Origin of the sequence: Ectobacillus sp. JY-23, from assembly GCF_023022965.1 — a bacterium.
GTDB lineage: Bacteria > Bacillota > Bacilli > Bacillales > Bacillaceae_G > Ectobacillus.
Window position 1 is genome coordinate 1,902,425 of sequence record NZ_CP095462.1, and the last position, 24,483, is coordinate 1,926,907.

The 24,483-nt window shown below is 41.5% G+C and carries 30 protein-coding genes, 2 riboswitches and 1 other annotated feature (1 of these 33 running past the window's edge); of the genes, 14 read left to right on the forward strand and 16 right to left on the reverse strand.

Annotated features, from left to right (window positions below; all coding sequences use genetic code 11):
• Positions 1-39, reverse strand: a binding site (T-box leader) (it extends 177 nt beyond the left edge of the window).
• A 42-nt stretch (positions 40-81) separates the two neighbouring features.
• The 3 genes from MUG87_RS09820 to MUG87_RS09830 all read right to left on the reverse strand — a co-directional run bounded on the left by MUG87_RS09820 (position 82) and on the right by MUG87_RS09830 (position 1,971).
• Positions 82-1,266, reverse strand: coding sequence for an MDR family MFS transporter (locus MUG87_RS09820; protein ID WP_247087320.1), 1,185 nt, complete (start codon positions 1,264-1,266; stop codon positions 82-84).
• A gap of 284 nt (positions 1,267-1,550) precedes the next feature.
• Positions 1,551-1,694, reverse strand: a complete 144-nt coding sequence (locus tag MUG87_RS09825) for a glycogen biosynthesis protein GlgD (RefSeq protein WP_124564381.1) — start codon at positions 1,692-1,694, stop codon at positions 1,551-1,553.
• Between the two features lie 13 nt (positions 1,695-1,707).
• Complete coding sequence (locus MUG87_RS09830) at positions 1,708-1,971, reverse strand: YtzC family protein (protein WP_247087322.1); 264 nt, start codon at positions 1,969-1,971, stop codon at positions 1,708-1,710.
• A 117-nt stretch (positions 1,972-2,088) separates the two neighbouring features.
• Here MUG87_RS09830 and MUG87_RS09835 point away from each other — a divergent pair, with 117 nt between their 5' ends.
• Both MUG87_RS09835 and MUG87_RS09840 read left to right on the forward strand, forming a co-directional pair.
• A complete protein-coding gene (locus MUG87_RS09835) occupies positions 2,089-3,042 on the forward strand; it encodes a tRNA modification radical SAM protein MnmL/YtqA (RefSeq protein ID WP_247087324.1) in 954 nt (317 codons plus the stop codon).
• Positions 3,039-3,611, forward strand: a complete 573-nt coding sequence (locus tag MUG87_RS09840) for a tRNA 5-(aminomethyl)-2-thiouridylate-methyltransferase MnmM (RefSeq protein ID WP_247087326.1) — start codon at positions 3,039-3,041, stop codon at positions 3,609-3,611. Before MUG87_RS09835 ends, MUG87_RS09840 begins: the two co-directional genes overlap by 4 nt.
• Before the next feature lie 20 nt (positions 3,612-3,631).
• Here the strand turns inward: MUG87_RS09840 and MUG87_RS09845 are convergent, their stop codons facing one another.
• Both MUG87_RS09845 and MUG87_RS09850 read right to left on the reverse strand, forming a co-directional pair.
• A complete protein-coding gene (locus MUG87_RS09845) occupies positions 3,632-4,687 on the reverse strand; it encodes a tetraprenyl-beta-curcumene synthase family protein (RefSeq protein WP_247087328.1) in 1,056 nt (351 codons plus the stop codon).
• Positions 4,688-4,692: 5 nt separating this feature from the next.
• Complete coding sequence (locus MUG87_RS09850) at positions 4,693-5,478, reverse strand: alpha/beta hydrolase (protein WP_247087330.1); 786 nt, start codon at positions 5,476-5,478, stop codon at positions 4,693-4,695.
• An 89-nt stretch (positions 5,479-5,567) separates the two neighbouring features.
• On the opposite strand from MUG87_RS09850, the gene MUG87_RS09855 reads away from it, so the two are divergent.
• The 5 genes from MUG87_RS09855 to MUG87_RS09875 all read left to right on the forward strand — a co-directional run bounded on the left by MUG87_RS09855 (position 5,568) and on the right by MUG87_RS09875 (position 10,188).
• The gene (locus tag MUG87_RS09855; RefSeq protein ID WP_247087332.1) at positions 5,568-6,086 is read left to right on the forward strand and encodes a gamma carbonic anhydrase; all 519 of its coding nucleotides are present in this window, start codon (positions 5,568-5,570) and stop codon (positions 6,084-6,086) included.
• A 139-nt stretch (positions 6,087-6,225) separates the two neighbouring features.
• Complete coding sequence (locus MUG87_RS09860) at positions 6,226-6,759, forward strand: phosphatase PAP2 family protein (protein WP_247087344.1); 534 nt, start codon at positions 6,226-6,228, stop codon at positions 6,757-6,759.
• Between the two features lie 14 nt (positions 6,760-6,773).
• Positions 6,774-7,916, forward strand: a complete 1,143-nt coding sequence (locus tag MUG87_RS09865) for a glycosyltransferase family 4 protein (protein WP_247087346.1) — start codon at positions 6,774-6,776, stop codon at positions 7,914-7,916.
• 163 nt (positions 7,917-8,079) lie between these two features.
• A complete protein-coding gene (locus MUG87_RS09870) occupies positions 8,080-9,606 on the forward strand; it encodes an MDR family MFS transporter (RefSeq protein ID WP_247087348.1) in 1,527 nt (508 codons plus the stop codon).
• A gap of 3 nt (positions 9,607-9,609) precedes the next feature.
• A complete protein-coding gene (locus tag MUG87_RS09875; RefSeq protein WP_247087350.1) occupies positions 9,610-10,188 on the forward strand; it encodes a PadR family transcriptional regulator in 579 nt (192 codons plus the stop codon).
• An 8-nt stretch (positions 10,189-10,196) separates the two neighbouring features.
• Here MUG87_RS09875 and MUG87_RS09880 read toward each other — a convergent pair whose 3' ends face one another.
• The 3 genes from MUG87_RS09880 to MUG87_RS09890 form a co-directional block, all read right to left on the reverse strand.
• Positions 10,197-10,826, reverse strand: coding sequence for a VanZ family protein (locus MUG87_RS09880; RefSeq protein WP_247087352.1), 630 nt, complete (start codon positions 10,824-10,826; stop codon positions 10,197-10,199).
• A gap of 294 nt (positions 10,827-11,120) precedes the next feature.
• Positions 11,121-11,303, reverse strand: a complete 183-nt coding sequence (locus MUG87_RS09885; RefSeq protein WP_247087354.1) for a hypothetical protein — start codon at positions 11,301-11,303, stop codon at positions 11,121-11,123.
• A gap of 269 nt (positions 11,304-11,572) precedes the next feature.
• Entirely contained in the window at positions 11,573-11,944 is a 372-nt protein-coding gene (locus tag MUG87_RS09890; protein WP_247087356.1) for a winged helix-turn-helix transcriptional regulator, read from the reverse strand.
• A gap of 148 nt (positions 11,945-12,092) precedes the next feature.
• Here MUG87_RS09890 and MUG87_RS09895 point away from each other — a divergent pair, with 148 nt between their 5' ends.
• On the forward strand, positions 12,093-12,767 hold the full coding sequence (locus tag MUG87_RS09895) for an NAD(P)H-dependent oxidoreductase (protein ID WP_247087358.1): 675 nt from the start codon (positions 12,093-12,095) through the stop codon (positions 12,765-12,767).
• Positions 12,768-12,905: 138 nt separating this feature from the next.
• Here MUG87_RS09895 and metK read toward each other — a convergent pair whose 3' ends face one another.
• A complete protein-coding gene (metK, locus tag MUG87_RS09900) occupies positions 12,906-14,105 on the reverse strand; it encodes a methionine adenosyltransferase (protein WP_124564396.1) in 1,200 nt (399 codons plus the stop codon).
• A gap of 137 nt (positions 14,106-14,242) precedes the next feature.
• Positions 14,243-14,349: riboswitch (SAM riboswitch) on the reverse strand.
• A 298-nt stretch (positions 14,350-14,647) separates the two neighbouring features.
• On the opposite strand from metK, the gene pckA reads away from it, so the two are divergent.
• Positions 14,648-16,234 (forward strand): phosphoenolpyruvate carboxykinase (ATP), encoded by a 1,587-nt coding sequence (gene pckA, locus MUG87_RS09905; protein ID WP_247087360.1) that lies wholly within the window; start codon positions 14,648-14,650, stop codon positions 16,232-16,234.
• 114 nt (positions 16,235-16,348) lie between these two features.
• Here pckA and MUG87_RS09910 read toward each other — a convergent pair whose 3' ends face one another.
• Entirely contained in the window at positions 16,349-16,486 is a 138-nt protein-coding gene (locus MUG87_RS09910; protein ID WP_247087362.1) for an anti-repressor SinI family protein, read from the reverse strand.
• Between the two features lie 17 nt (positions 16,487-16,503).
• Positions 16,504-16,588: riboswitch (cyclic di-GMP riboswitch) on the reverse strand.
• A 205-nt stretch (positions 16,589-16,793) separates the two neighbouring features.
• Here MUG87_RS09910 and MUG87_RS09915 point away from each other — a divergent pair.
• From MUG87_RS09915 to MUG87_RS09925, 3 genes are read left to right on the forward strand one after another with little or no spacing between them, the layout of a single operon-like run.
• Entirely contained in the window at positions 16,794-17,771 is a 978-nt protein-coding gene (locus tag MUG87_RS09915; protein WP_247087637.1) for an ABC transporter substrate-binding protein, read from the forward strand.
• Positions 17,772-17,774: 3 nt separating this feature from the next.
• Positions 17,775-18,542, forward strand: a complete 768-nt coding sequence (locus MUG87_RS09920) for an ABC transporter ATP-binding protein (protein WP_247087364.1) — start codon at positions 17,775-17,777, stop codon at positions 18,540-18,542.
• The gene (locus MUG87_RS09925) at positions 18,529-19,335 is read left to right on the forward strand and encodes an ABC transporter permease (RefSeq protein ID WP_247087366.1); all 807 of its coding nucleotides are present in this window, start codon (positions 18,529-18,531) and stop codon (positions 19,333-19,335) included. The genes MUG87_RS09920 and MUG87_RS09925 overlap by 14 nt, the downstream gene beginning before the upstream one ends.
• A gap of 80 nt (positions 19,336-19,415) precedes the next feature.
• Here MUG87_RS09925 and ytkD read toward each other — a convergent pair whose 3' ends face one another.
• Positions 19,416-19,892: an RNA deprotection pyrophosphohydrolase gene (ytkD, locus tag MUG87_RS09930; RefSeq protein WP_247087368.1), complete on the reverse strand. Its 477-nt coding sequence runs from the start codon at positions 19,890-19,892 to the stop codon at positions 19,416-19,418.
• Between the two features lie 67 nt (positions 19,893-19,959).
• Positions 19,960-20,277, reverse strand: a complete 318-nt coding sequence (locus MUG87_RS09935) for a hydrolase (protein ID WP_247087639.1) — start codon at positions 20,275-20,277, stop codon at positions 19,960-19,962.
• Positions 20,278-20,372: 95 nt separating this feature from the next.
• On the opposite strand from MUG87_RS09935, the gene ytzI reads away from it, so the two are divergent.
• Positions 20,373-20,513 (forward strand): YtzI protein, encoded by a 141-nt coding sequence (ytzI, locus tag MUG87_RS09940; RefSeq protein ID WP_247087370.1) that lies wholly within the window; start codon positions 20,373-20,375, stop codon positions 20,511-20,513.
• Here the strand turns inward: ytzI and MUG87_RS09945 are convergent.
• A complete protein-coding gene (locus MUG87_RS09945) occupies positions 20,510-20,983 on the reverse strand; it encodes an S-ribosylhomocysteine lyase (RefSeq protein WP_124564405.1) in 474 nt (157 codons plus the stop codon). The two genes, ytzI and MUG87_RS09945, sit on opposite strands and share 4 nt — an antisense overlap.
• 163 nt (positions 20,984-21,146) lie before the next feature.
• Between MUG87_RS09945 and yidD the strand changes: the two genes are divergently transcribed.
• Entirely contained in the window at positions 21,147-21,377 is a 231-nt protein-coding gene (yidD, locus tag MUG87_RS09950; protein WP_247087372.1) for a membrane protein insertion efficiency factor YidD, read from the forward strand.
• Here the strand turns inward: yidD and MUG87_RS09955 are convergent.
• From MUG87_RS09955 to MUG87_RS09965, 3 genes are read right to left on the reverse strand one after another with little or no spacing between them, the layout of a single operon-like run.
• Positions 21,365-21,928 carry a beta-class carbonic anhydrase gene (locus tag MUG87_RS09955; RefSeq protein ID WP_247087374.1) on the reverse strand — a complete coding sequence of 188 codons (564 nt, stop codon included), beginning with the start codon at positions 21,926-21,928 and terminating at the stop codon, positions 21,365-21,367. The genes yidD and MUG87_RS09955 overlap by 13 nt on opposite strands.
• Positions 21,929-21,951: 23 nt before the next feature.
• Positions 21,952-23,052, reverse strand: a complete 1,101-nt coding sequence (gene menC, locus MUG87_RS09960; RefSeq protein WP_247087376.1) for an o-succinylbenzoate synthase — start codon at positions 23,050-23,052, stop codon at positions 21,952-21,954.
• Positions 23,043-24,443: an o-succinylbenzoate--CoA ligase gene (locus MUG87_RS09965; RefSeq protein ID WP_247087378.1), complete on the reverse strand. Its 1,401-nt coding sequence runs from the start codon at positions 24,441-24,443 to the stop codon at positions 23,043-23,045. Before MUG87_RS09965 ends, menC begins: the two co-directional genes overlap by 10 nt.
• Positions 24,444-24,483 lie beyond the last annotated feature (40 nt).

Consider the following 24,483-nt stretch of genomic DNA (forward strand, 5'->3'; position numbering starts at 1 on the left):
CCGGCTCAACCTGTTACTACTCCTTGTCACTGTCATTGCGTATTTGCTTACAGTCTATTCTAAAACATGTTCTTCGCCACGTCAAACTGCTATTTTTTCTTCTGCTTGCTTTGCTTTTAACTTATGATCATATAGACTGGCTGCAGCCATTGCTACCAACAGCATTACCATTAATACCATAAACAATACTTGAATATTGTATAAATCGACAATTAGCCCGCCAAGCCACGGACCAAGCATCCGCCCACCCGTTGCCGCACTATTTACGACACCTTGATAAAAGCCGATTTTCCCTTCAGGTGCCAATTCATTGGCAATTGTTGGAACAGCTGGCCATACGAACATTTCACCAATCGTTAAAATGAGCATCCCTATCATAAACATGCTAAACTGTTCTGCCTGTCCGACAACGAGAAATGAAACAATAAAAATAGACGTACCAATTAAAATTTGTTGTTTTAAAGAACGGTTAAATCTTCGGATAAATGCTGTTACAACTGGTTGTGCTAATACGATTAGCGCTCCGTTCACCGTCCACAATAAGCTGTATGAACGCAAACTAATATCTAAATCCTGCATATGCGCGGAAATGGTAACCTGCCATTGTACATAAGCAATCCAGCAAATCGCATACGCAACGCACATCACCAATAACGCCTGCAAGGAAGACGTCAGCTTCCAGGATCCTTTTTCTACTTTTTTCTCAACCTTATCTACAGTGACTTGCATATCTTTAAAACCGATCAAAGCAATGATAAAGAATACAAAATACAGTGTTAGATTGGCTAAAAATATATAGTCAATACGGAAGGAAGCAACTAAGCCGCCTAGTGCCGATCCAACTGCAACGCCTACGTTTTGTCCGATATACATCGCATTAAACGCTCTTCGGCCACCTTCCGGCCAAACAGCCCCCACCATCGCATACATAGATGGAAACACCATACCTGACCCTAATCCAATCATTCCGAGCCATACTACATAAAGCGGCCAATCGTGGAAAAAAACAAGACCCGTCACCGCTGATAAAGTAATTACAATACCGCTCAAGATGGATTTGTAGCCGCCCATTTTATCAAACATAATGCCGCCGACAAGGTTCCCAATCACACCTGCAAGCGAGTTAATCAACAGGGCCATTCCCGCTACTGATAACGATTTACCAAGATGATTATGAATATAGATAGTGTTAAAAGGCCATAAAAAAGAAGATCCTGTCACATTAATAATCATAGCAATGACCAATAGCCATACTTTTCGAGGCATGCTTCTCCCTCCTTTTTCATAGAATCGTCCGAATGCAACATTACGATTGTATGCCTTTTATAGAAGGTTGACAACAGATTTGCCCTTTAAAAAACAATTGTGAATTTCAGTATATTTCGGGCTTTTAATCCCTTTAAAACCTATGTAATTACAACGTTTTACACTCTTTATTGGCTGAATTTGCACCTCTATCGGCCGATTCTTCACCTCTATCGGTCAATTCTGCATTCCTATCGGCCGATTCCGTTCTCCGAGCAATAAAAAACCTCGCTTACGCGAGGTCTTTATTGCTTGGATTTTTGTGGTTGTCCTTTTTTACGATTCTTTTGCTTTGCTTGTACAACCGGATCTAATTCGTTAGAGAATTCCTGGTTGTGACCGTTTTGTGTTTTTTGCTCAGGATTATTCATATCAGAACGCTTTGCCATATTTATCAGCTCCTTAGTGTGGTGTTGTAATCATTTGATGCTGTAAATGACGCATTTGCGCAAGTGTCCGGTCGATGCGCTCACGCTGCTCCGCGTTGGCATTGTCCATCATTTTTTCCAGCGCCATTACTGCTTGTTCAAGCTGAAGCTGCGCGTCCGAATACTCCATGTCATTGTAATGCTCTTGTCTCATACCAAGCTCTAACTGCTCGTGCCCATATTTCATGGCTTCTTCAGCCTCATGGATACATTGGTCTAATGAGTATCGATCTGTCATCTTTCACCCTCCTCACTATTGTTGCTTCACTTTATTTTCCCCAACAATGCAAACTCTATGAGCGAATGCTATAATGGAATATGTTTTTGCTTTCCATACAGAATAGGGAGGAAACCGATGCAAAATCTATTTCCGTTTTCGAACGACAATAAACGTTATCATACATGGAATTATCATCTGCGCAAGCAATTCGGCACAAAGGTGTTCAAGGTCTCTCTCGATGCAGGGTTTGATTGTCCAAACCGCGATGGAACAGTGGCATTTGGTGGCTGTACCTTTTGCAGCGCTGCTGGATCTGGGGATTTTGCTGGAAGCCGGACGGAGGATGTTATCACACAATTTCATAACATTAAAACAAAAATGCATACAAAATGGAAAAACGGCAAATACATGGCGTATTTTCAAGCCTTCACTAATACCCATGCCCCGGTTGAAGTATTAAAACAAACCTTTGAACCAGTTTTGGCGCAAGAAGGCGTTGTCGGTATTTCCATCGCAACCCGTCCGGATTGCCTACCTGACGATGTGGTGAAATATTTGGCCGATTTAAACAAACGAACATACTTGTGGGTAGAACTCGGGTTACAAACTGTTCATGAACGCACCGCACTTTTAATCAACCGTGCTCATGACTACCAAACATATATAGAAGGTGTAGATAAACTCCGCAAACACAACATTCGTGTGTGCTCTCACATTATCAATGGCCTTCCGCTTGAAACATATGACATGATGATGGAAACAGCACATGAAGTTGCAAAATTAGATATTCAAGGAATTAAAATTCATCTGTTACACCTGTTAAAGGGCACGCCGATGGTAAAGCAATATGAAAAAGGTTTGCTTAACTTTCTATCGCTAGAAGAGTATGTTGCTCTTGTTGTGGATCAGTTGGAAGTGATACCGCCTGATGTGATTGTACATCGCATTACTGGTGACGGCCCGCCTGAGTTAATGATTGGTCCTATGTGGAGCATGAACAAATGGAATGTATTAAACAGCATTGATGCGGAGTTTGCGCGCCGTGACAGCTGGCAAGGTAAGTTTGTAGAAGGGATGGTAAAGGGATGAAGCTGGATCGTATTTTACCGTTTGCGCGGTTGCTGCTTGAAAAAGCCGTGCACCCAGGTGATTATGCAGTGGATGCCACAATGGGAAACGGTCATGACACCTGTTTTTTAGCAAATATAGTAGGACCCGACGGAAAAGTATTTGCATTTGATATTCAAGAAGAAGCATTAGAGCAAACAAAAAAGCGCTTATCAGAGCACAATTTGATGGATCGTGCCATTTTATTTCACAGCAGTCATGATCAGTTGCTTGATGCATTGCCTGCCGATGCGAACGGTCGTGTAACTGGTGCTGTTTTTAACCTTGGCTACTTGCCGGGCGGCGATAAACATATTGTAACAAAGCCGAATTCTACAATTGCGGCTATTCGGCAATTGCTACAGGTGATGGCGCCGGAGGGAATCATTGTTCTCGTCATTTATCACGGCCATCCGGAAGGGCAAATTGAACGAGATGAAGTGATTCAGTTTGCGATGTCTCTTGACCAAAAAAAGGCGCATGTGCTGCGTTACGAATTTATTAACCAGGCCAGTCATCCACCTTTTATTATTGCGATAGAAAAGCGATAAGGTCCGGGATATCCTGGACCTTATGCGCGTTTTCGATACAGTTTTCCGTTCATGTAAAAGAAATACGAGGTAAGACCGCCATATTTTACAATTTGCTTTGCCATTCTCTTCATATCCTTTTGCTCATGTACTTTTTGGTCGGAAAGATATACACCAAGAAGACCGCGGGCAATGAGGCGATGAAACTTTGCATGCGGCAGTTGCTTCGTACTGCGATCAGTTTCCGTTACAAAATGCTTAAGTCTCTTCAATATCTCTTCCCGACTTTCATAATAGCTGCAAAAATTTAGATCTCCGCCCTGCTTGTCTTCTTCTTGATCAATAAAGTAGTCGAGCAAGATATGCAGCCCTTGCAGGTACGGAAAATATCCTTGTTTAATTGCACAGATATCTTCATCACTCAAGTGTTCATGAAATGCATACGCCACTAGACAAAAAATACCAAGCGTAGAGCCGGCGCAAGCCGAAAATTCGTACCACCGCATGTCCGGTAATTGCTCTTTATACAAAGCAAACCAATTCTGAAGCCGCTCCTCCCGTTCATGCACCGCCACATGCTTATGTACCTGTAAATCACAATAATAAGAAGCAAGCTCCTGCAAATCTGTTGCAATTCTGTCATAGTGCTTCGTCTTCTGCAGGATACGTTGACATGTAGCAACTAAATCATACAAATACTCTCCGTCATTTTGATCCGTACGATAGCGGTAATAATTGCTTTTTGAAGCCGAAGGAGTTAACGCATGCGCCATAGATTCATGTAACGCGGCAAAATCATCCGGATCCAGCGATGTGCTCCTATCGCATAAATTATCCAAATAATCGCTAATTGTTTGATATGCGACTACAAATGTAATCACATCACGGCGATGCGGACCGGCTAACAGTGCTAGAATACCACCGCCCTCACAGTGGAAGGTTTTGTGCTCAATACTGGCGAGTGCTTGCTTGCGAAGCTCTGGATTGGGAATAGCCTGGGCACGTTGACGCCAATATGATAATTCTTCATGCACAGCAGGCATCACTCGTTTATAAATACGAGCCATTAACGTCACAGAATTTTGTGGTACTTTCATCTTTATCACCTCTGCTTAATATGGGCTTCTGTAAAACGGTAAGCCATCGCAAAAATCTCTTCTCGCTCATACTCATTAAATAATTCATGATAACACTTATCCCATTCTTTATACGTTTTTTCATTGATTTTTAATTTATCAAACCAAGTACGTACTGCAGATTTATCAACAATTTTATCTTCGCATGCTTGCATTAAAAGAAGCGGCACATTTGGAAAGCGATCCTGTTTTGTATGAGCCAAAGCGATTCCTTTTACAAGCTCACTATACCAGCGCACAGACACTTTTCGTAAATATAAAGAATCGTTCTCCATTTGATCACGGATTTCTTTGTTTCTTGTTGCCATTTCCACTGTCAGATTAGAAGCAACACGCAGACGTGGCATCACCCGGTTTAAGATATGAGAAGCGGCGCGTAAATAAGCAGGCGGCTGCGCGACAACCCCTAAACAAGGAGAACTTAAAATGACCCCAGCCACCTGCATACCAGTTTCCTGCAATGTCCGAATAACAATCAACCCACCCATGCTGTGTCCAAGCAGAAAAACTGGCAGCCCCTCTCCTTGTGCTTCTTCTATCCAAAGTAGAACCTCCTCTATATATTCTTGAAAGCTGTCAATATGTCCTCTGTTGCGCGAACTCGTTCCGTGCCCGGGCAAGTCTCCCATCACAACATGATAGCCGTTCGCAGTCCACATATCTCCAAGCTCCGCATATCGCCCATGATGCTCCATCGCACCGTGTACCATTACGACCACTGCCTTTGGCTTCTCTGCACGCCATTTCCACATAATCATTCCCCCGTTCTCTCGTATGTGCTACACTAACATCAAGTATTGTTGTCGCTTTCATTTATCTCAACATAAAAGGTGGTTTCTCTATGATCTATCCGTATAAAGACAAGCAGCCTCACATTGCCAAGAGCGCTTTTATCGCTGATTTTGTGACCATTACCGGCGATGTGAAAATTGGTGAAGAATCCAGCATTTGGTTTAATACTGTTATCCGCGGCGACGTGTCGCCCACTATTATCGGAAATCGTGTAAATGTGCAGGATCAATGCACATTGCATCAAAGTCCCAAATATCCGCTAATTTTAGAAGATGACGTTACAGTCGGGCATCAGGTTATTCTACATAGCTGCACCATTCGAAAGGAGGCGCTCATCGGCATGGGATCCATTGTCCTCGATGGTGCTGAAATTGGTGAAGGTGCATTTATCGGTGCCGGCAGTTTAGTGCCTCAAGGCAAGAAGATTCCGCCAAATACATTGGCATTCGGGCGTCCAGCCAAAGTCGTGCGCGAATTGACAGAAGAAGACCGAATTGATATGGCTCGTATTCGTCGTGAATATGTAGAAAAAGGGCAGTTTTATAAGAACCTGCAAAACGGTAGGTGAGACGGGGAGAAAATCCCTGTTTCTCTGCCGTTTTTACATTTTTAAAGGCTCTCTTTACAATTTCTTAGCATCGGCTCAACAAACTCTTATTAAAATAAACTCATGAAAGAAAATATATTTCTAATAGGAGGTGTCGCACATGATGTCCAAGTCTATCCATACCTTATATGAGATAGAATGTTACATTTTAAAAGCGATTAACCGTCATTTCGATCGAAAAGCGTTAAATGCCTACTTTAACAGTATTACTCATCTTGGCGGTGCAACACTTACCATCTCTTCTGTTCTTATTTTACTGCTTTTCTTTCAAGGTAGCATACGGGACACGGCCATAATTGCAGCTGTTTCTCTTACCGTCAGTCACCTCCCCGTGCAAATTTGTAAAAAACTCTATCCTCGAAAACGACCGTATTTGCGCGTGCACGGAACAAGATATCATACAAATCCATTACAAGATCATTCTTTTCCTTCCGGTCATACAACTGCCATTTTTTCTGTTATCATCCCTTTCATTATATATATGCCGATCCTTTCCATCTTTTTATTACCCATCGGCTTATCTGTTGGTATATCTCGTATCTATCTTGGTCTTCACTACCCATCTGATGTGCTCGTCGGCTTATGTCTAGGAACGCTTACAGGTATGATATCGTCTTATCTCATTTCGTTTTAAAGGGAGGCTTCCGGATGAAGATTGCCATCTTTACCGATACGTTTACACCGCAGGTCAACGGTGTTGCTAAAACGCTTGAGCGCTTTACCCGTTACTTAGCGCAACGAAACATAGAATATTACGTGTTCGCACCAGAAAATCCTGCAGAAGAACACGTGATGACAAATGTAAAAAAGCTAAAAAGCATTCCTCTAGCCTTGTATCCCGAATGCCGGCTTGCCATCCCGAATCCCATGCGTTTAAAACGTGATTTATTACAATTTAAGCCCGATATTATCCATGTGGCAACGCCCTTTAACATGGGCCTTTGCGGTATGTATTACGCGAAAAAACTAAATATTCCTCTTGTTGGCTCATACCATACTGATTTTGATGCTTACTTACAGTATTATAAAATGGAATTTTTCTCAAATATGCTGTGGAACTATCTCAAGTGGTTTCATAGTTCCCTTCAGAAAACATTTGTCCCTTCTTTAGAAACATTAAAACAACTGAAACGAAAAGGGTTTTGCGACCTTCATATTTGGAGTCGCGGTGTGGACTGTAGCCTATATCATCCACATTACGACGCAAATATCGTACGTGAGCGCTATCATATTAAAGCAGAGCATATTATATGTTGGGTAGGGCGAATTGCCCCGGAAAAAGATATCGAGACACTTGCACATGTTATTAGAAAACTGCATTTAAAACAAAGACACTCTATCCATTGGTTACTCGTAGGCGATGGCCCTGCATCAGCCGATTTACAAGAAGCTTGTACGGAAAATGTCACTTTTACGGGCTATCTAAAAGGGGAAGAGCTTGCCTCCATCTATGCCGCCTCCTCCCTGATGGTCTTTCCATCTCCTACCGAGACATTCGGCAATGTTGTGCTAGAATCGTTAGCCTGCGGCACTCCGGTAATCGGTGCGGATGCAGGTGGTGTGAAAAATATTATTACACACGGAAAAAACGGCATGCTATGTTCCCCTAAGCAAGCGGACTTGTTTGTAAACGCGACAGAAACTCTACTAGACGATTCCAATTTACGACAGGAAATGAGACTGTATGCGCAAGAATACGCCCTCTCTCAAAGCTGGGATTCTATCTTTACAAACCTTCTGAAGCATTATGAAGATGCCATTCAAGCGCCACAAGAAGAGCTATTGGCATAAATGTTCCCCGTTCAAATGAACGGGGATTTTTACGTGGCAAAGATGTTTATTAGTTTGCGAAAAAAGGCGGAAAGATTATCTATACAAATGGTTTAATTAGACTATAATAAATGTATATGGTTTAATTAAACTATATATCCCATATAAAGAAAGGAGCTTAACTATGGTTTCAAAAGAAAGTAATATTCGCCTTGTTATAATAGGTTTGCTACTGGGAATCTTGATGGCAGCTATGGATAATACAATTGTAGCAACAGCTATTGGAACAATTGTTTCCGATTTAGGCGGACTTGATAAGTTTGTGTGGGTCACATCAGCGTACATGGTCGCTGTAATGGCTGGTATGCCCATTTTCGGGAAGTTATCCGATATGTATGGCAGAAAACGATTTTATATATTTGGCTTATTAGTATTTCTACTTGGTTCTGTGCTATGCGGAATGGCCCAAAACATCGTGCAGCTCAGTATTTTCCGTGCTATTCAAGGCATTGGTGGCGGGGCATTAATGCCAATCGCCTTTACAATTGTTTTTGATATTTTTCCTGTTGAAAAGCGCGGCAAAATGACTGGCTTGCTAGGAGCCGTATTCGGGATGTCTAGTGTATTTGGTCCCCTTCTTGGTGCCTATATTACAGAAAATATTAGTTGGCACTGGGTTTTCTATGTAAACATTCCAATTGGTTTAATCTCTTTATTCTGTATCGTCAAAGCTTATAAGGAAACAGCTCCTACCACAAAGCAGTATATTGATTGGGGAGGTGCTATTACTTTAATTGTAGCCGTGGTCAGCGTTATGTTTGCGCTAGAGCTTGGCGGAAAAGAATACGCATGGAGCTCTGCACAAATTATTGGCTTGTTCAGCGTGTTTGTTATTTTCTTTATTTCCTTCTTAGTTATTGAAACAAAGGCGAAAGATCCTATTATTTCATTTTGGATGTTTAAACAACGCGTGTTTGCAACTTCACAAATCATCGCATTCTTCTATGGTGCAACGTTTGTCATTTCAACAGTGTTTATTCCCATCTTCGTGCAGGCTGTTTACGGTGGTTCTGCGACAAGCGCAGGCTTTGTATTAATGCCAATGATGCTCGGTTCTGTTGCAGGTAGCGCGATTGCGGGTATTTTTCAAACGAAAACCACCTATCGCAATCTGATGTTATTATCCATTGCCTCCTTCCTGGTGGGCACAATCTTTTTAAGTACGATGACACCAGAAACAACACGCATGATGGTAACTTTATATATGATATTGGTAGGGTTTGGTGTAGGCTTCTCCTTCTCACTGTTACCAACATCATCTGTTCATAATATAGATCCGCGTTTTCGTGGTTCTGCAACATCAACGAATTCCTTTTTCCGTTCGCTCGGTATGACGTTAGGTGTTACCATCTTTGGAACCATCCAAAACACTACGTTTACAGAGAATTTAAAGAATGCTTTTGCTGGAATGAACGGGGGAACAAATGCGCTAGGCAATATGGGGGATTTAAAGTCTATTTTTGAACCTGCCACACGCGCAAAAATTCCGGCTCCCATTTTAGATAAAATTGTAGATGCTATGTCATCTTCTATTACACATATCTTTGCCCTTTCCCTAATCCCACTTGTACTATCAGCTATTGCGATTGTATGGATGGGAAATGCACGGGTTTCCGTGAAGAAAGATGAAAATGTAAATATTGAGGCATAGCCGATGAATGTAAAGCTAGTGGTGCTCGGTCTTCTTATGGAAAAGAATAGACACCCTTATGAAATTCAGCAAATCCTGCAGCAAAGTCATATGAAATACTATATGAAAATCACAAAGGGTTCTTTATATTACAATTTTGAGAGGCTAGAGGAACAGGGCTTCATAGCGGTCACAGATATTATTTCGGATACACCAAGACCTGAAAAAACAGTGTACGGGGTAACGGAGAATGGCGTGAAAGAATTTAATCAATTGTTATTAGAACAAATTGGAAAACAGGAAAATATGCAGCGTGCTATCCATGAAGCACTGTTATTCGCTCAATATGGAGATATTGAGCCGATGATTTCCAAGCTTGAAGAGAAGGTTGCTGAAACGAAATTGTATTTGACAACAATGGAAACGGTATACGAGAAGAAATACCGACAGGAAAATCTAGCCATTGGTTATATTCTCACCAGCGTCATTTTACACTTACGCACTGAATTGCTTGTTCTTACGAATTTGTGTCATGATATGAAAACGAAAAAATTGACTGAAAAAGGCATTGATGTATTACGAATAATTGACCCTTCCCAGTAAGGCGAAGACTATTTTGGTCTTCGCCTTTTTTTCAAGCTCACATTACAACATAGTATCCCTACCCATGCGCCAATAAAGTTCAGCAAGATATCATCCACATCAAAGCTACCAATCGTATAGTATTTTTGTGCCATTTCAATTCCGATGGTTGTAAATAATGATAAAAATGATGCAGCATGACGGTTGCGCACGATGTAGCATAAAAATGCCCCAACAGGAATGAATAAAATGATATTGCCCAGCAAGTTGGTTGCAATATAAATCGGTGCGACATTGTTATTGAGGTATAAATCAATTGTATGAAACGGAATATAATTGTCCTTTACGTTTCCTGCCTCTGGTTCTCGGGCGAACAACATGAATCCAAGCAACAGCAAATACAACAAACTAAAATATACTATAAACCATTTGAAAAGGCGGATTTTGCGGTATCGTATAACGGAATACACGCATACATAAACAAAATATAACAAAGACGCTCCTATAAAACGAATGAGCAGAAATACTGCAATTGATGCATAAGGGATCATTTTACTGACCGCATCATCCACATAATGCTCCATTATAATAAACGATGTTAATACACATATGAAAAATACCACCATGTGATGTATTACTCTACGAAATGAAAACTTCATACCACACCTGCTTTTATGTAATATCATGACTTATACATATGCATAAGCCAGTACCATATTACCATGATTGTCACAGAAGTCAGGCGAATTTTGTACATTTGTCACATGAACGTTTTACTATTGTAATGAGATGTCATTAGACTTCAAAGTAGCCGATTTATTTTGTATCTGGCCGGTATCTCGTCAAAAGTGACCGATTTATTTTAAATCTGACCGATATCTGGCTAAAAGTGACCGATTTATCTTGCATATCATAAAAGAGCATGGAAAAACCGCTGATTGTATCAGCGGTCATCATCCAGTCATACCTTTTCCAGAGAATCCTTGAATGAGTTTTTGTAAATTTTTATGACCCTCTCTAAGCTTTAACGCCTCCTGTAAGATTTTTTGCAGTTCCTCTAGTTCCTTGTCCGAAGCATGAATAATGCCGTCAGGGATATCTTGTACAATTTGATGTAAAATATCTCGGTTCATCATATGGCGCCTCCTTTCTATTCATTTGATGATGGTTATATTCGTTTTTTCTTGTTGTACATATTATCCCGACTCCCCCTTGTTTCCTGCATGCCGTCAAAGGTTCTTATAAAACGACAAGAAAAGCGAAAGCGGCTTGTTCAGCTCCGTAGGGCTGGGGTTCTCAGACCGGAGGAGCTAGCCGCTGTAGCTGGATTAAAGAAAAGCAAAGACAGTAGAATGCAAATATCTCTGCTTGACAAAAAAAGAAAGCCAATAATGCTTCCTTTTTGTTAGACGTCAGCTTGTTCTCGATGCTGAATAATCTTATCCGTATTTTCAACACCCCACTTCAACATGAGGTGAATAATAGGTGTAAGCGTTTGGCCAAATTCTGTTAGCCAATATTCTACTTTCGGCGGGACTTCCTTATATACTTCACGATGAACAATGCCGTCTCTTTCTAATTCCCGTAGCTGCAACGTTAACATCCGCTGCGTAATATCAGGAATAAGCCGTTTTAGCTCATTAAAGCGCAATGTTTGATTTGATAAATGATATAGAATCACACTTTTCCATTTACCACCGATAATGTCGAGCGTTGCTTCAACAGGGCATGCATATCCGTGAGATTCCCAATTAGAAATATCAATTTTAGCTGTCATATTAACATCCCCTTTAGTATAAAAAATGATACTATAACACAAAAATGTGCGTACTTTTATTTTAATTGGTTACTTTTATAATAGAGCTTGCAGGAGCAAAAAAACAATATTTCACTTTATAGAACAAACCATCAAAGGAGAGATCAATATGAATAAAGAAGCAAAAAAACAAGAGATTTTAGAGGCATATCAATTTAGACATGCAACAAAAGAATTTGATCCAGAGAAGAAAATTTCTGATGAAGATTTTGCATTTATTTTAGAGACCGCACGACTATCTCCAAGTTCATTTGGATTTGAGCCTTGGCGCTTTGTCGTCATCCAAGATCCAGAGCTTCGTGAACGATTACGTCCAGTTTCATGGGGAGCGCAAAAGCAGTTATCCACCGCCAGTCACTATGTTGTACTACTAGCACGCACAGCAGAAGATATGATATACAATTCGGATTACATTGAGCATATAAAAAAAGATGTAAAACAGCTACCAGAAGAAGCATACAATACAATTAGCAGTTTTTATAAAACATTTTTAGAATCAGACTTTAAGCTTCTTGGGAATGACCGTGCGATGTTCGACTGGGCTGCAAAACAAGTATACATTGCGCTAGGTAATATGATGACAGCTGCCGCTCAGATTGGTATTGACTCTTGCCCAATTGAGGGGTTTGATCAAGAAAAAGTGCACGATATTTTAGAAAAAGCAGGTGCTCTAGAGGGTGGAAACTTTGATGTAGCAGTCATGGCTGCATTCGGTTATCGCGTTCGTGATCCACGCCCAAAAGTACGTCAAGATATGAACGATGTCGTAAAATGGATTAGATAATTCCGTGAATAACTTTCTGCAAGCAAACACAATGGTATGTAAAAAATACTTTTGTAGAAGCCACGCTCAAAGATTAAAAGGTGGTTAAGAAGATTTTATCAACAATAAAAAAAACCCGCATATGTGCGGGTTTTTTTCTTATAGACCAGCTTGCTCTTTCAAAGTAGCAGCTTTATCAGTACGCTCCCAAGTCAAATCAAGGTCGTTGCGGCCAAAGTGACCGTAAGCAGCCGTTTTCTTGTAGATCGGGCGGCGAAGGTCTAGCATTTTAATGATGCCTGCAGGACGAAGATCGAAGTTTTTACGTACTAGTTCAACCAATACATCTTCAGATACAGCGCCTGTTCCGAATGTGTCAACAGCGATAGATACTGGCTGTGCTACACCGATTGCGTATGCAAGTTGTACTTCCGCTTTGTCAGCAAGACCAGCAGCTACGATGTTTTTCGCAACGTAACGCGCTGCATATGCCGCAGAGCGGTCAACCTTTGTAGGATCTTTACCAGAGAATGCACCGCCGCCGTGACGAGCGTAACCACCGTACGTATCAACAATGATCTTACGTCCAGTCAAACCAGCATCACCTTGTGGTCCGCCGATTACGAAACGACCTGTTGGGTTGATGAAGTATTTTGTGTTTTCATCAATCAATTCAGCAGGAACGATTGGATTGATTACATGCTCTTTCAAGTCGCGCTCGATTTGCTCGTGCGTCACTTCTGGTGCATGTTGTGTAGAGATAACGATTGTGTCGATGCGTACAGGTTGATTGTTCTCATCGTACTCAACTGTTACTTGCGTTTTTCCGTCTGGACGCAAGTACTCTAATGTATCGTTTTTGCGTACTTCTGCCAAGCGGCGAGATAATTTATGCGCAAGAGAGATTGGAAGAGGCATTAACTCTTCTGTTTCGTTACATGCATAACCGAACATTAAGCCTTGGTCACCAGCACCAATTGCTTCAATTTCAGCATCCGTCATAGAACCTTCGCGTGCTTCCAATGCTTGGTCAACACCCATAGCGATGTCCGCAGATTGCTCGTCAATAGATGTTAATACAGCACAAGTCTCTGCATCAAATCCGTATTTCGCACGTGTATAGCCGATTTCACGAACTGTTTCACGAACGATTTTTGGGATATCTACATACGTAGAAGTTGTAATCTCTCCCGCTACTAATACCAAACCTGTTGTTACTGTTGTTTCACAAGCTACACGTGCATTTGGATCGTTTTCCAAAATCGCATCTAGGATGGAATCGGAAATCTGATCAGAAATCTTATCTGGATGTCCTTCAGTTACGGACTCAGACGTAAATAAACGACGCTTCGTTGTCATTGGTAAACCTCCCTGTTCATTTATGTACGGAACTCATCTCTCTAGATGTCATACGACATTTTTAAAATTCCCAATATGTCAAAATAAAAAACCTTCCCTTTTGAGGAAAGGTTGAATTTGCTCTTAATTGCCTTTCACTCTTATCGTTCAAGGCTTGAGCGCCTTGCACAGGTTGAGCACCTTTCACGTATGTGAGGTTGCTGGGCTTCATAGGGCCTGTCCCTCCGCCAGCTCGGGATAAGAGAGTATCCGTCCAACAGATATACTATCGAAATACTATGGTTTTGTCAACGTATAATCCTTGGCACACATGCTGTTTTTTTACTTTCTTTAAATGTTACAACTTTCTTTCCTTATCATGTATAATCACTATAGTAGTGCCTACCTGTACAAATAACGTAAACATAAAAAAAAAGAAAGCCTATTCATTACAAATACACAAACAATTCATAACAATTAGTATACATTATTTATATGAATGTGTTATACTCTTATTGGGTATATGAGAAATTTTCATAAAATAAACAAAGGATGGTATGTATATGAGTACTGTGAATGTCCAAATCGAATTAGATGAGCTATTGAACGGAAGCAATGCACACGTGCAATTAAGCGTTCCACAGCTGGTTGAGAGAGTGCTGATGCGCGGCGAAGGCACGCTGACCTCGACAGGAGCAGTTTCTGTTTCAACGGGTAAATATACAGGACGTTCCCCTAAAGATAAATTTATTGTAAAAGAAGCGTCGGTTGCAGATAAAATTGATTGGGGTTCTGTCAATCGCCCAATTTCTGAAGAACATTTTAATCATTTATATACAAAAGTGTTAGAGCATTTAAAAGAAAAAGAAGAGCTTTTTGTATTCAAGGGATTTGCAGGAGCTGATCATAGCTATCGCCTACCGCTTCAAGTTGTGAACGAATATGCATGGCACAATCTATTTGCGCATCAGTTGTTCATTCGTCCAACGCAAACAGATCTTGCTAATCATGAGGCACAGTTTACAATCGTATCGGCTCCAACATTTAAAGCGGACCCAGCGATAGATGGCACAAACTCCGAAACATTTATCATTATTTCTTTTGAAAAACGCATTGTCCTCATTGGTGGTACAGAGTATGCCGGTGAAATGAAAAAATCTATTTTCTCTATTATGAACTTCTTGCTACCAGAACAAGACATTCTATCCATGCATTGCTCTGCAAATGTGGGAGAAGAAGGTGATGTAGCTTTATTCTTCGGGTTGTCTGGTACAGGCAAAACAACATTGTCTGCAGACCCAACCCGCAAATTAATTGGTGATGACGAGCACGGCTGGTCTGAAAATGGGGTATTTAATATTGAGGGTGGCTGCTATGCAAAATGCGTAAGTCTTTCTCGTGAGAAAGAGCCGCAAATCTTTGACGCAATTACATTTGGTGCCGTTTTAGAAAATGTTGTAGTAAACGAGAATACAAGAATTGCAGACTATAACGATGTCTCTTTAACAGAAAATACACGGGCTGCTTATCCGATGGAAGCGATTGATAACATTATTCTTCCAAGTGTTGCTGGTCATCCCAATACGATTATCTTTTTAACAGCCGATGCATTCGGTGTGTTACCTCCAATCAGCAAGCTATCAAAAGAGCAAGCGATGTACCATTTCTTAAGCGGCTACACAAGTAAGCTAGCTGGTACAGAGCGCGGCATTACATCACCGCAAGCAACATTCTCTACATGCTTCGGATCGCCGTTCCTGCCTCTACAGGCATCTCGCTATGCAGAAATGCTGGGTGAAAAAATTGATAAGCACAATGCACAGGTATTCCTTGTTAATACCGGCTGGACTGGGGGCGAATATGGCGTTGGAAAACGTATGAACCTCGCCTATACACGTGCAATGGTGCAGGCTGCCTTAAACGGCGAATTAAAACTTACAGAAACAGTGAAAGACGATATTTTTGGCCTGGAAATCCCACTTCATGTGCCTGGTGTTCCTGATGAAGTGCTAACACCAATAAAAACATGGACAGATCAAGATGCTTACAAAGCAAAAGCATTGGAGCTCGCAAATCAATTCAAAGAAAACTTCAAGAAATTTGATGGTATCGCGGACAGCATTATCAAATATGGCGGGCCAATTGCTTAAAAAAGCACCAAAAAACCTTGTACCAATCAGTACAAGGTTTTTTTTGGGATTAAAAAGGCAGTCATATCGACCGCCAATCTTATCGGATATCCAGTTTTATTTGCGCTTTCATTTCTACATAGAGACGTTACTTAAAAACTTTCGAACTTCTTCCGCTGAAATTCCCATATCAATAGCCTCTATCATCAAATCCAGCCATTCCTGATCTAAATTGTTTTCTTGATGTACCGCAGTTGGTTGTGCCTGTTTCATAGTTAGCTACCTCCGTTAGCGGCAGCCCAGCCATCATAGTATTTCTACCTTAGACCCGTGACTTTGCGTCCTTGCTTTTCAACAAGTTTGCCTTTCACAATTTCCGATTTTTATTTTATAAAATAATCCCATAAATAGATTACCATATTTCTAGTCTCTTAGGTATATACATAAAAATAAATATTCCGACATTTTTCTACAATTCAGCGCATTTGATTTCCCTAATCTAGGCATTCACACTATATAGGATTATCACATATAGTATACCAAATTATCGTGGGAGGTGGGAGCCTTGCGTAAAAGTCTTATTTTACTAACTATTTTTTTAATTACATTTTTCTCTTTTACAGGTTGTACACAAACAGAAAAATTGGAGAAAGTGCGCGTTGGTGAAGTAACACATTCGTTATTCTATGCCCCGCTATATGTGGCCATTGGAAAAGGTTACTTTAAAGAAGCTGGTTTAGATGTTGATTTACAAACAACTGCCGGCGGTGACAAAACAATGACAGCTCTATTGTCAAACGGGATTGATATCGCATTGGTTGGTTCTGAGACAACAATTTACGTACACAGTCAAGGTGCCAAAGACCCTGTTATCAACTTTGCACAGCTTACGCAAACAGACGGTACATTCCTAGTATCTCGTAAAAAGGTTGATTCTTTCAGCTGGCGCGACCTTGAGGGTACTACATTTTTAGGGCAGCGTAAAGGCGGTATGCCGCAGATGGCAGGCGAGTTTGTATTAAAAAAACATGGCATTGATCCGCAAAAGGATTTAAATTTGATTCAAAGCATTGAATTTGCTAATATCGCTAATGCCTTCGCATCCGGCACAGGTGATTACGTACAGCTATTCGAACCAACTGCCAGCATCTTTGAGAAAGAAGGCAAAGGACACATTGTTGCTTCCTTCGGTGCTGAACTAGGTAAAGTACCGTACACAACGTTTATGGCAAAACAAAGCTTCTTAAAGAACGACGCAAAAACAGCGGAAGCTTTTACAAAAGCGATTTATAAAGCACAGCAGTGGGTTGACACCCACTCTCCGGCAGAGATTGCTGAAGTCACTGCCCCGTTCTTTAAGGATACACCATCCGATATTATGGTAAAGGTTATTGAGCGCTATAAAAATCAAAACTCCTATGCGACAAACCCGATTTTAGATGAAGAAGAGTGGAATAACTTGCAAAGCATTATGAAGGAAGCTGGGGAGTTGCCAAAGCAAGTGCCGCATGCTGAGCTGGTCAACACAAAAATTGCTGAAAAAGCGATTGGACAATAAGTCATGGGGACAGGATTTTTAACCATTCAGGAAGTTTCTCATTGTTTTTTTTCAGCACAAGAGGCATCTCTTGTGCTCTCTGATATTAATTTGGACGTACAAGAAGGAGAATTTATTTCGTTTCTTGGGCCGAGCGGCTGCGGAAAGACTACATTGCTGTCTATCATTTCCGGTATTTTAACCCCGCTGCAAGGTAAGGTATTGCTCGCTGGTGAACCACCAAGCCGTGATATTGGCTACATGCTGCAGCAAGATTATCTGTTTCCGTGGAAAACCATTGAAGAAAATATTATGACCGGACTCCGGATCACAAACACTTATGATACCGCTAGGCGCAACAATGCACTTCATCTTTTGTCGCAGGTAGGGCTTGAGGGGACCGAATCCTTATATCCCAGACAGCTGTCCGGGGGGATGCGGCAACGTGCCGCACTTGTTCGTACGTTGGGTGCAAACCCAAAGCTTTTACTGTTAGATGAACCGTTCTCTGCGCTTGATTATCAAACAAAGCTAAAGCTTGAGGAGCTTGTATTTTCGCTATTAAAGGAGTTTCGAAAAACGTCTGTCCTCGTCACACATGATATTGAGGAAGCAATCGCAATGAGCGATCGAATTGTACTGCTGCGAGCAAAGCCTGGGCGCATCGCTAAGGTTGTACATGTACCAGAAGAGGTCCGGCGCTTATCACCGTTTGCTGCACGTCGTCATCCCGCTTTTACTGCGTTGTTCCAATCTGTATGGAAGGAGCTGGAGCAGCTTGAGCAATCTTAACTTAGAACAATTACATCAAATTCATAAAAAACAAGAACAGCGAACGCGCCGAACTGTACGATTGCTGCAAGCGGTGATTGTAATCAGCTTCTTCGGTCTTTGGGAAGTGGCAAGCAGATGGCTTTGGATTGATCCGTTGTTATTCAGCTCTCCTTCTGCTATCTTTCGCCTCTTGTCTGAAAAAATAAGGGATGGAAGCTTGTTTCCTCATCTGTCTGTTACCGTATTTGAAACGTTTCTTGGATTTGTGCTCGGTACCTTGCTCGGTACAATCATCGCCACCTTGCTGTGGTGGATGCCTATTCTCGCGAGAACACTTGACCCCTATCTAGTTGTACTAAACGCAATGCCAAAAGTAGCGCTCGGCCCCATCATTATCGTTATCTTTGGACCAAATATTACATCTTCTATTGCAATGGGTGTTATTATTTCTGTGATTATTACCATCTTGGTCATTTATGCCGCCTTTTTAGAAATCGATCCTAATTATCTAAAAGTCATGCAAACCTTCGGAGCAACGAAATGGCAAACCTATAAGGAAGTTATTTTACCTGCTTCTCTTCCAGCCATTGTCTCAACATTAAAGGTAAACGTTGGGCTGGCATGGGTTGGGGTTATTTTTGGAGAGCTGCTCGTTTCCAAGCAAGGCCTTGGCTATTTGATTAGCTACGGCTTTCAAGTATTTAACTTTACTCTGGTACTAATGAGTGTGTTGCTCACTTGTATATGCGCTACGGTGATGTACGTATTTGTCGAATGGTTTGAACGATTTGTCACACGAAAACGCGTTTAACGCATAGAGCAAGTTTAGACTATATCTGTTTTTTCCTTTCAAAAAGATACAAATAAAACCAAACCGCCGTCGGTTTGGTTTTATTTGATATCCTGCAAGCTTCGCACCTGTGCCAAGCTGTGCACGAGCACATCATCGCGCATAATGAAGCTGAACTTGCGATTTTCTTTTATATTCTCTGGAAGCTTCTCAAGCAGCACATGCCCTTTTGTTTCATCGGGATGCGTATGCTCGTGCACATCGCTAATTTCGGCGAAGTAAATATTTTTAATAATAATCTTATCCTTACCTGACACTTTATACTGTCCAATATATTGTAAAGAAGAAACAATGCCTCCTGTTTCCTCCTTTACTTCACGGACTGCCGCTTCCTCAGGTGTTTCCCCGTCCTCTACTTTACCTCCTGGAAATTCAAGACCACGTCGTAGATGATGAGTCAACAGCCATTGGTTTTGATAGCGACAGATTACCCAAACATGCTTAGGTGTGCGTGAAAAAGGATGATTATCAAATGACAACTCCACCTTATTTTGATAGTAATCTGTAAATGTGTACATGAACCTGCTCCCAACTAACCGTTTCTTACCCCAAATTGTAGCATATTCTGCGAAGGCTTGCCTACTTTTACAGACCGTCAATAATCCCCATTTGTGCAATTAACTCCCTTGCCTCACCATCACCAAGCTCATAAATCATACGATATGCTTCCTGTAGACGCGCATCATATTTATCATTCGCATGGTCATGATGATACTCTAAAAACGGAATATGCGAACGCCAAAACGAACGGATATCTTCTACATATGCGCTATCAAATAATTGACGAAGTCTAATAATTTCTTCATCTGTCGCTTGAATTTCAAAGCTGTACGTATTAGCAGTTTTACTTCTTGAAATACTGCCTTCTCCTACTGAAATGTAGTATGTTTGCTTTTCCATGATAAATCCCCCTTAACGCATTCTTTATGTTCATTTTGCGCCGGAAGATTAGAAATATACCAAACGCTGTGATACGATGGCGGTAAAGGGGGACACATATGGCGGTTATATTAATTGTAGCTGTACTTGTTGTAGTTGTCGTTTTATTGCTTTCTGTATTTACAGTAAATAAGGGCTATTCTTACAAGCACACCGTAGATCGTGCCGAAGATAGCCCTTATCAACAACCTAAAGATTAACCAAATACTTTTTCAAGCTCTGCATGGTCTTGAGACAACCAGAAGTTCATCAAGCGCTTTGCACCTTCAAGATCATGTAGCTTTGCTTGCCCGCACTGTGTTTCATTCGCAGCTGGCACCTCTGTAATTTGTACAGCGTCTCTCATTGTATCATCTAATAGTTCAATGATCTCACGTACAGTTGGCGTACCGCTCACAACGAGATAAAAGCCTGTTTGGCAACCCATAGGGGAAATATCAATAATATCAAAATGACTGTGCTTTTCTACATATTTACGTAAATTAAACGCCAGCAAATGCTCTAACGTATGAATCACATCCGGCTTCATGGCTTGCTTGTTTGGCTGACAAAAACGGATATCATATTTATTTACAACACCGTCGCTACCTACTTTATGAACACCGCAATGTCTTACATACGGAGCTTTTACAATATTATGATCAAGTTCAAAGCTTTCTACTGATGGCATGTTCATCTCTCCCTTTGCCCTTAATAAGGGGTAATTCCGATATATTTAATATGATATACCGAACCATTCCAATAGTAAAGCATTATGTTACGTGATTTTACACACCAAATTATGTTAGGATAGAAGCACTATTACTATTCATATGTGAGCGAGGATATCATTCATGAAAAAAATATTAATGCTTCTTATTATCTTTTATCAGCGCTTTCTTTCGCCGCTCAAACCACCTTCCTGCCGCTTTCATCCCACATGCTCTCATTATGGCTTAGAAGCGCTACGTGTGCACGGCGCATGGAAGGGAACGTATTTGACGGTTATGCGCATTTTAAAATGTCACCCATTTCACCCTGGTGGCTTTGACCCTGTGCCCGAAAAGAAGAATCAGTCTTCGTAACCATCCACAACTACATCTAAGCGACCCGTTTTCGGATCAATAACCAGACCATGCACCGGCAGTTCTGGTAGCATAAGCGGATGGTTACGAATAATATCAACACTGTGCTTCACGCTTTCTTCTACGCTTGAAAAGCCACGCAAAAACTTTTCAAGATCTAGCCCAGAATACTTGAGCGTGTCCAGCTTTTCTTCAGAGATGCCGCGCTCTTTCATTTTTTCAATCGTGCTTGCCGCCTGTAAACTTGCCATGCCGCAATCATAGTGACCGATTACACAAACCTCATCTGCTCCCAGTTCATAAATCGCTACTAAAACACTTCTCATGATACTGCCAAAAGGATGCGCAATAACCGCACCTGCTACCTTAATGATTTTCACATCACCATTGCGAATATCCATTGCTTTTGGTAGCAATTCTACAAGACGTGTATCCATACAAGAAATAATAACCAAGCGCTTGTCTGGAAACTTATTTGTCGCAAATGATTCATACTCTTTCTTTTCTACGAACTGTTTGTTGTACGTTAAAATTTCATCCATGATACGCATGATTCGTTTCCCCCTATACATATTTACATATGCTGTGATTGAATTGTTATATAATTAAGATACTCTCTATCAACCTGAAAACCGAGCCCGATTTGCTCTGGAACTGAAATTTTGCCATGGTGCAGGCGTACTGCCGGGATAATCACATCCCGTTCCCAATGCCGCTCTGATGCTGAGATATCTCCCGGAATAGTAAAGTGATTAAGCGAAGCAAGTGCGATATTTTGCGCTCTTGATATACCTGTTTCAATCATGCCTCCGCACCATACCGAAATATTGTGCTGCTTGCAGTAATCATGAATGCGAACAGATTCCGTTAGTCCTCCAACACGACCGGCTTTAATATTCACAATGCGGCAGCTACCAAGTGTCACAGCAACACGAGCATCCTCTAGCGAATGAATGCTTTCATCTAGACATATTGGCGTTTTTAGTTCCTTTTGCAGACGCGCATGATCCAAAAAGTCATGATCAGCAAGAGGCTGCTCAATCATCATAAGATTAAAATCATCCAATCGCTGTAGCAGCTTCATGTCCTGCAGGGTGTATGCAGAGTTTGCATCCGCCATAAGTGGAATATCTGGAAAGACATTGCGAATCCCAGCTAACATATCGTAATCCTGACCTGGCTTTATTTTTACTTTAAAGCGTGCGTAACCCTGCTCCTGATAAGCCGCAATCTGTTCTAGCATATGAGAAAGAGGGTTGATGCCAATTACAACCCCCACTTCAATCTCACTGCGTGTACCGCCTAGGGCTTTTGCAAGCGATACACCGCGCTGCTGCGCATACAAATCCCAAACTGCGCCCTCAAGCCCTGCCTTTGCCATATGATTGCGTTTAACATGTGCAAAAAGTGCTGGCACCTCATTCGGATGTGTAATTTCTTTATCTTTAAGCGTAGGGATAAGGAAATCCTTTAGGATATGCCATGCCGTCTGAATGGTTTCTTCCGTATACCACGGTTCTGAGAAGGCTACCACCTCTCCCCATCCCGTGCGACCATCGTCATCTTGTACTTCTAGCAAAATACTTTGCCGCTTTTCATACGTACCATAGCTTGTCACAAACGGATAGCGCAGCTTCATTTCTGTTATATACAAGTATACGTGCTTTATTCGCATAGCTTTTTTAGCTCCCTTCGCAGTAGCTTATTGGAGGCACCGCGCGGTAAGCTGTCTTGAAATATAATGCGACGCGGCACTTTATAGCGTGCGAGCTTGGTTGCACAAAACTGAAGCAATTCAGTCTCTGTTACTGCATGAGCCTTTACAAATGCAACAGGAACCTGTCCCCAATTCTCGTCTGCCTGTCCGACCACACCCGCTTCTAAAACAGCCGGATGAGACAATAACACTTCTTCAATTTGCGCTGGATAAATATTTTCACCGCCTGAAATAATTAAATCACTGCGGCGATCGAGCACATATAAAAAGCCATCCTCATCTAAATAACCGATGTCACCAGTGCGCAGCCATCCGTCCTCTAGACTGTGCTCCCGTTTATGATAACCAGCTGCCACGTTGGGGCCTTTAACTAAAATCTCACCCTCGCTATCTCCGTCAATGCGCAGCTGACAAGGGTATAACGGTTTTCCTGCTGATCCGATTTTTTCAAGCATATAATCCTTTGCGAGCGTACAAATTTGCGAACTTGTTTCTGTCATACCGTACGTTTGATACACTGGAATTTGCTTTTGCACGCATTGCTCGAGCAATGGCCTTGGCGCCGGTCCGCCGCCAAGCAATACACAACGCAGCGTATCTGGGTACATGTTATCTCCTAAATCACGTACCATATCAGTCAGCACTTTTGTGACAACGGAAACCATCGTCACCTCATGCCTGCGGATTGCTTCATTAAGCTGCGTAGCATGTGCATTTTCTTGTAGCACTACTGTCATACCGTACATCACACTTTTCATCAGTGTCGACAAACCGCCTACGTGAAAGAATGGCAAGCAAACAAGCCAGCAATCCCGTTCATGCAAACCTAAGTTCAAAGCAGAACCTATGGCACTCCACCAATGATTCCCATATGTTAAAAGCACCCCTTTAGGGTTTCCTGTCGTACCGGATGTATAAATGATTGTCATTGTCTCATCCAATGAGAATTCCGTTCGGGACACATATAACTTGGAAGGCGCTTGTTTCATTTGCTTTAGCGAATATGCAGGTATACTTGTAGGGAACGGCATATCAGCAATTAGAAGCCGCACATCTGCATCTTGTAGCTGCCACTCCAATTCTTCAGTTGCCAATCTCGTATTAAGCAATACTGCCACAGCACCGATGTCAGCCAGAGCATGAATCACCCGAACCATATCGGGGCTATTTTTCATCAATACTCCAATATGATCTCCGTGTTTCACACCCAGTGCTGTTAGCTTAGCGGCTATATCTACAACCTGCTCATACAACTGCAAAAATGATAAAGCATCATCTTCCCATACGAGAGCAGTACGATTTGGCGTTAAAAAAGCGCGTTGACGAAGCCAGTTTGGCATGATATTCATTGGTTTTTTCTCCTTCCATCACCTGAATATACACCAAAAC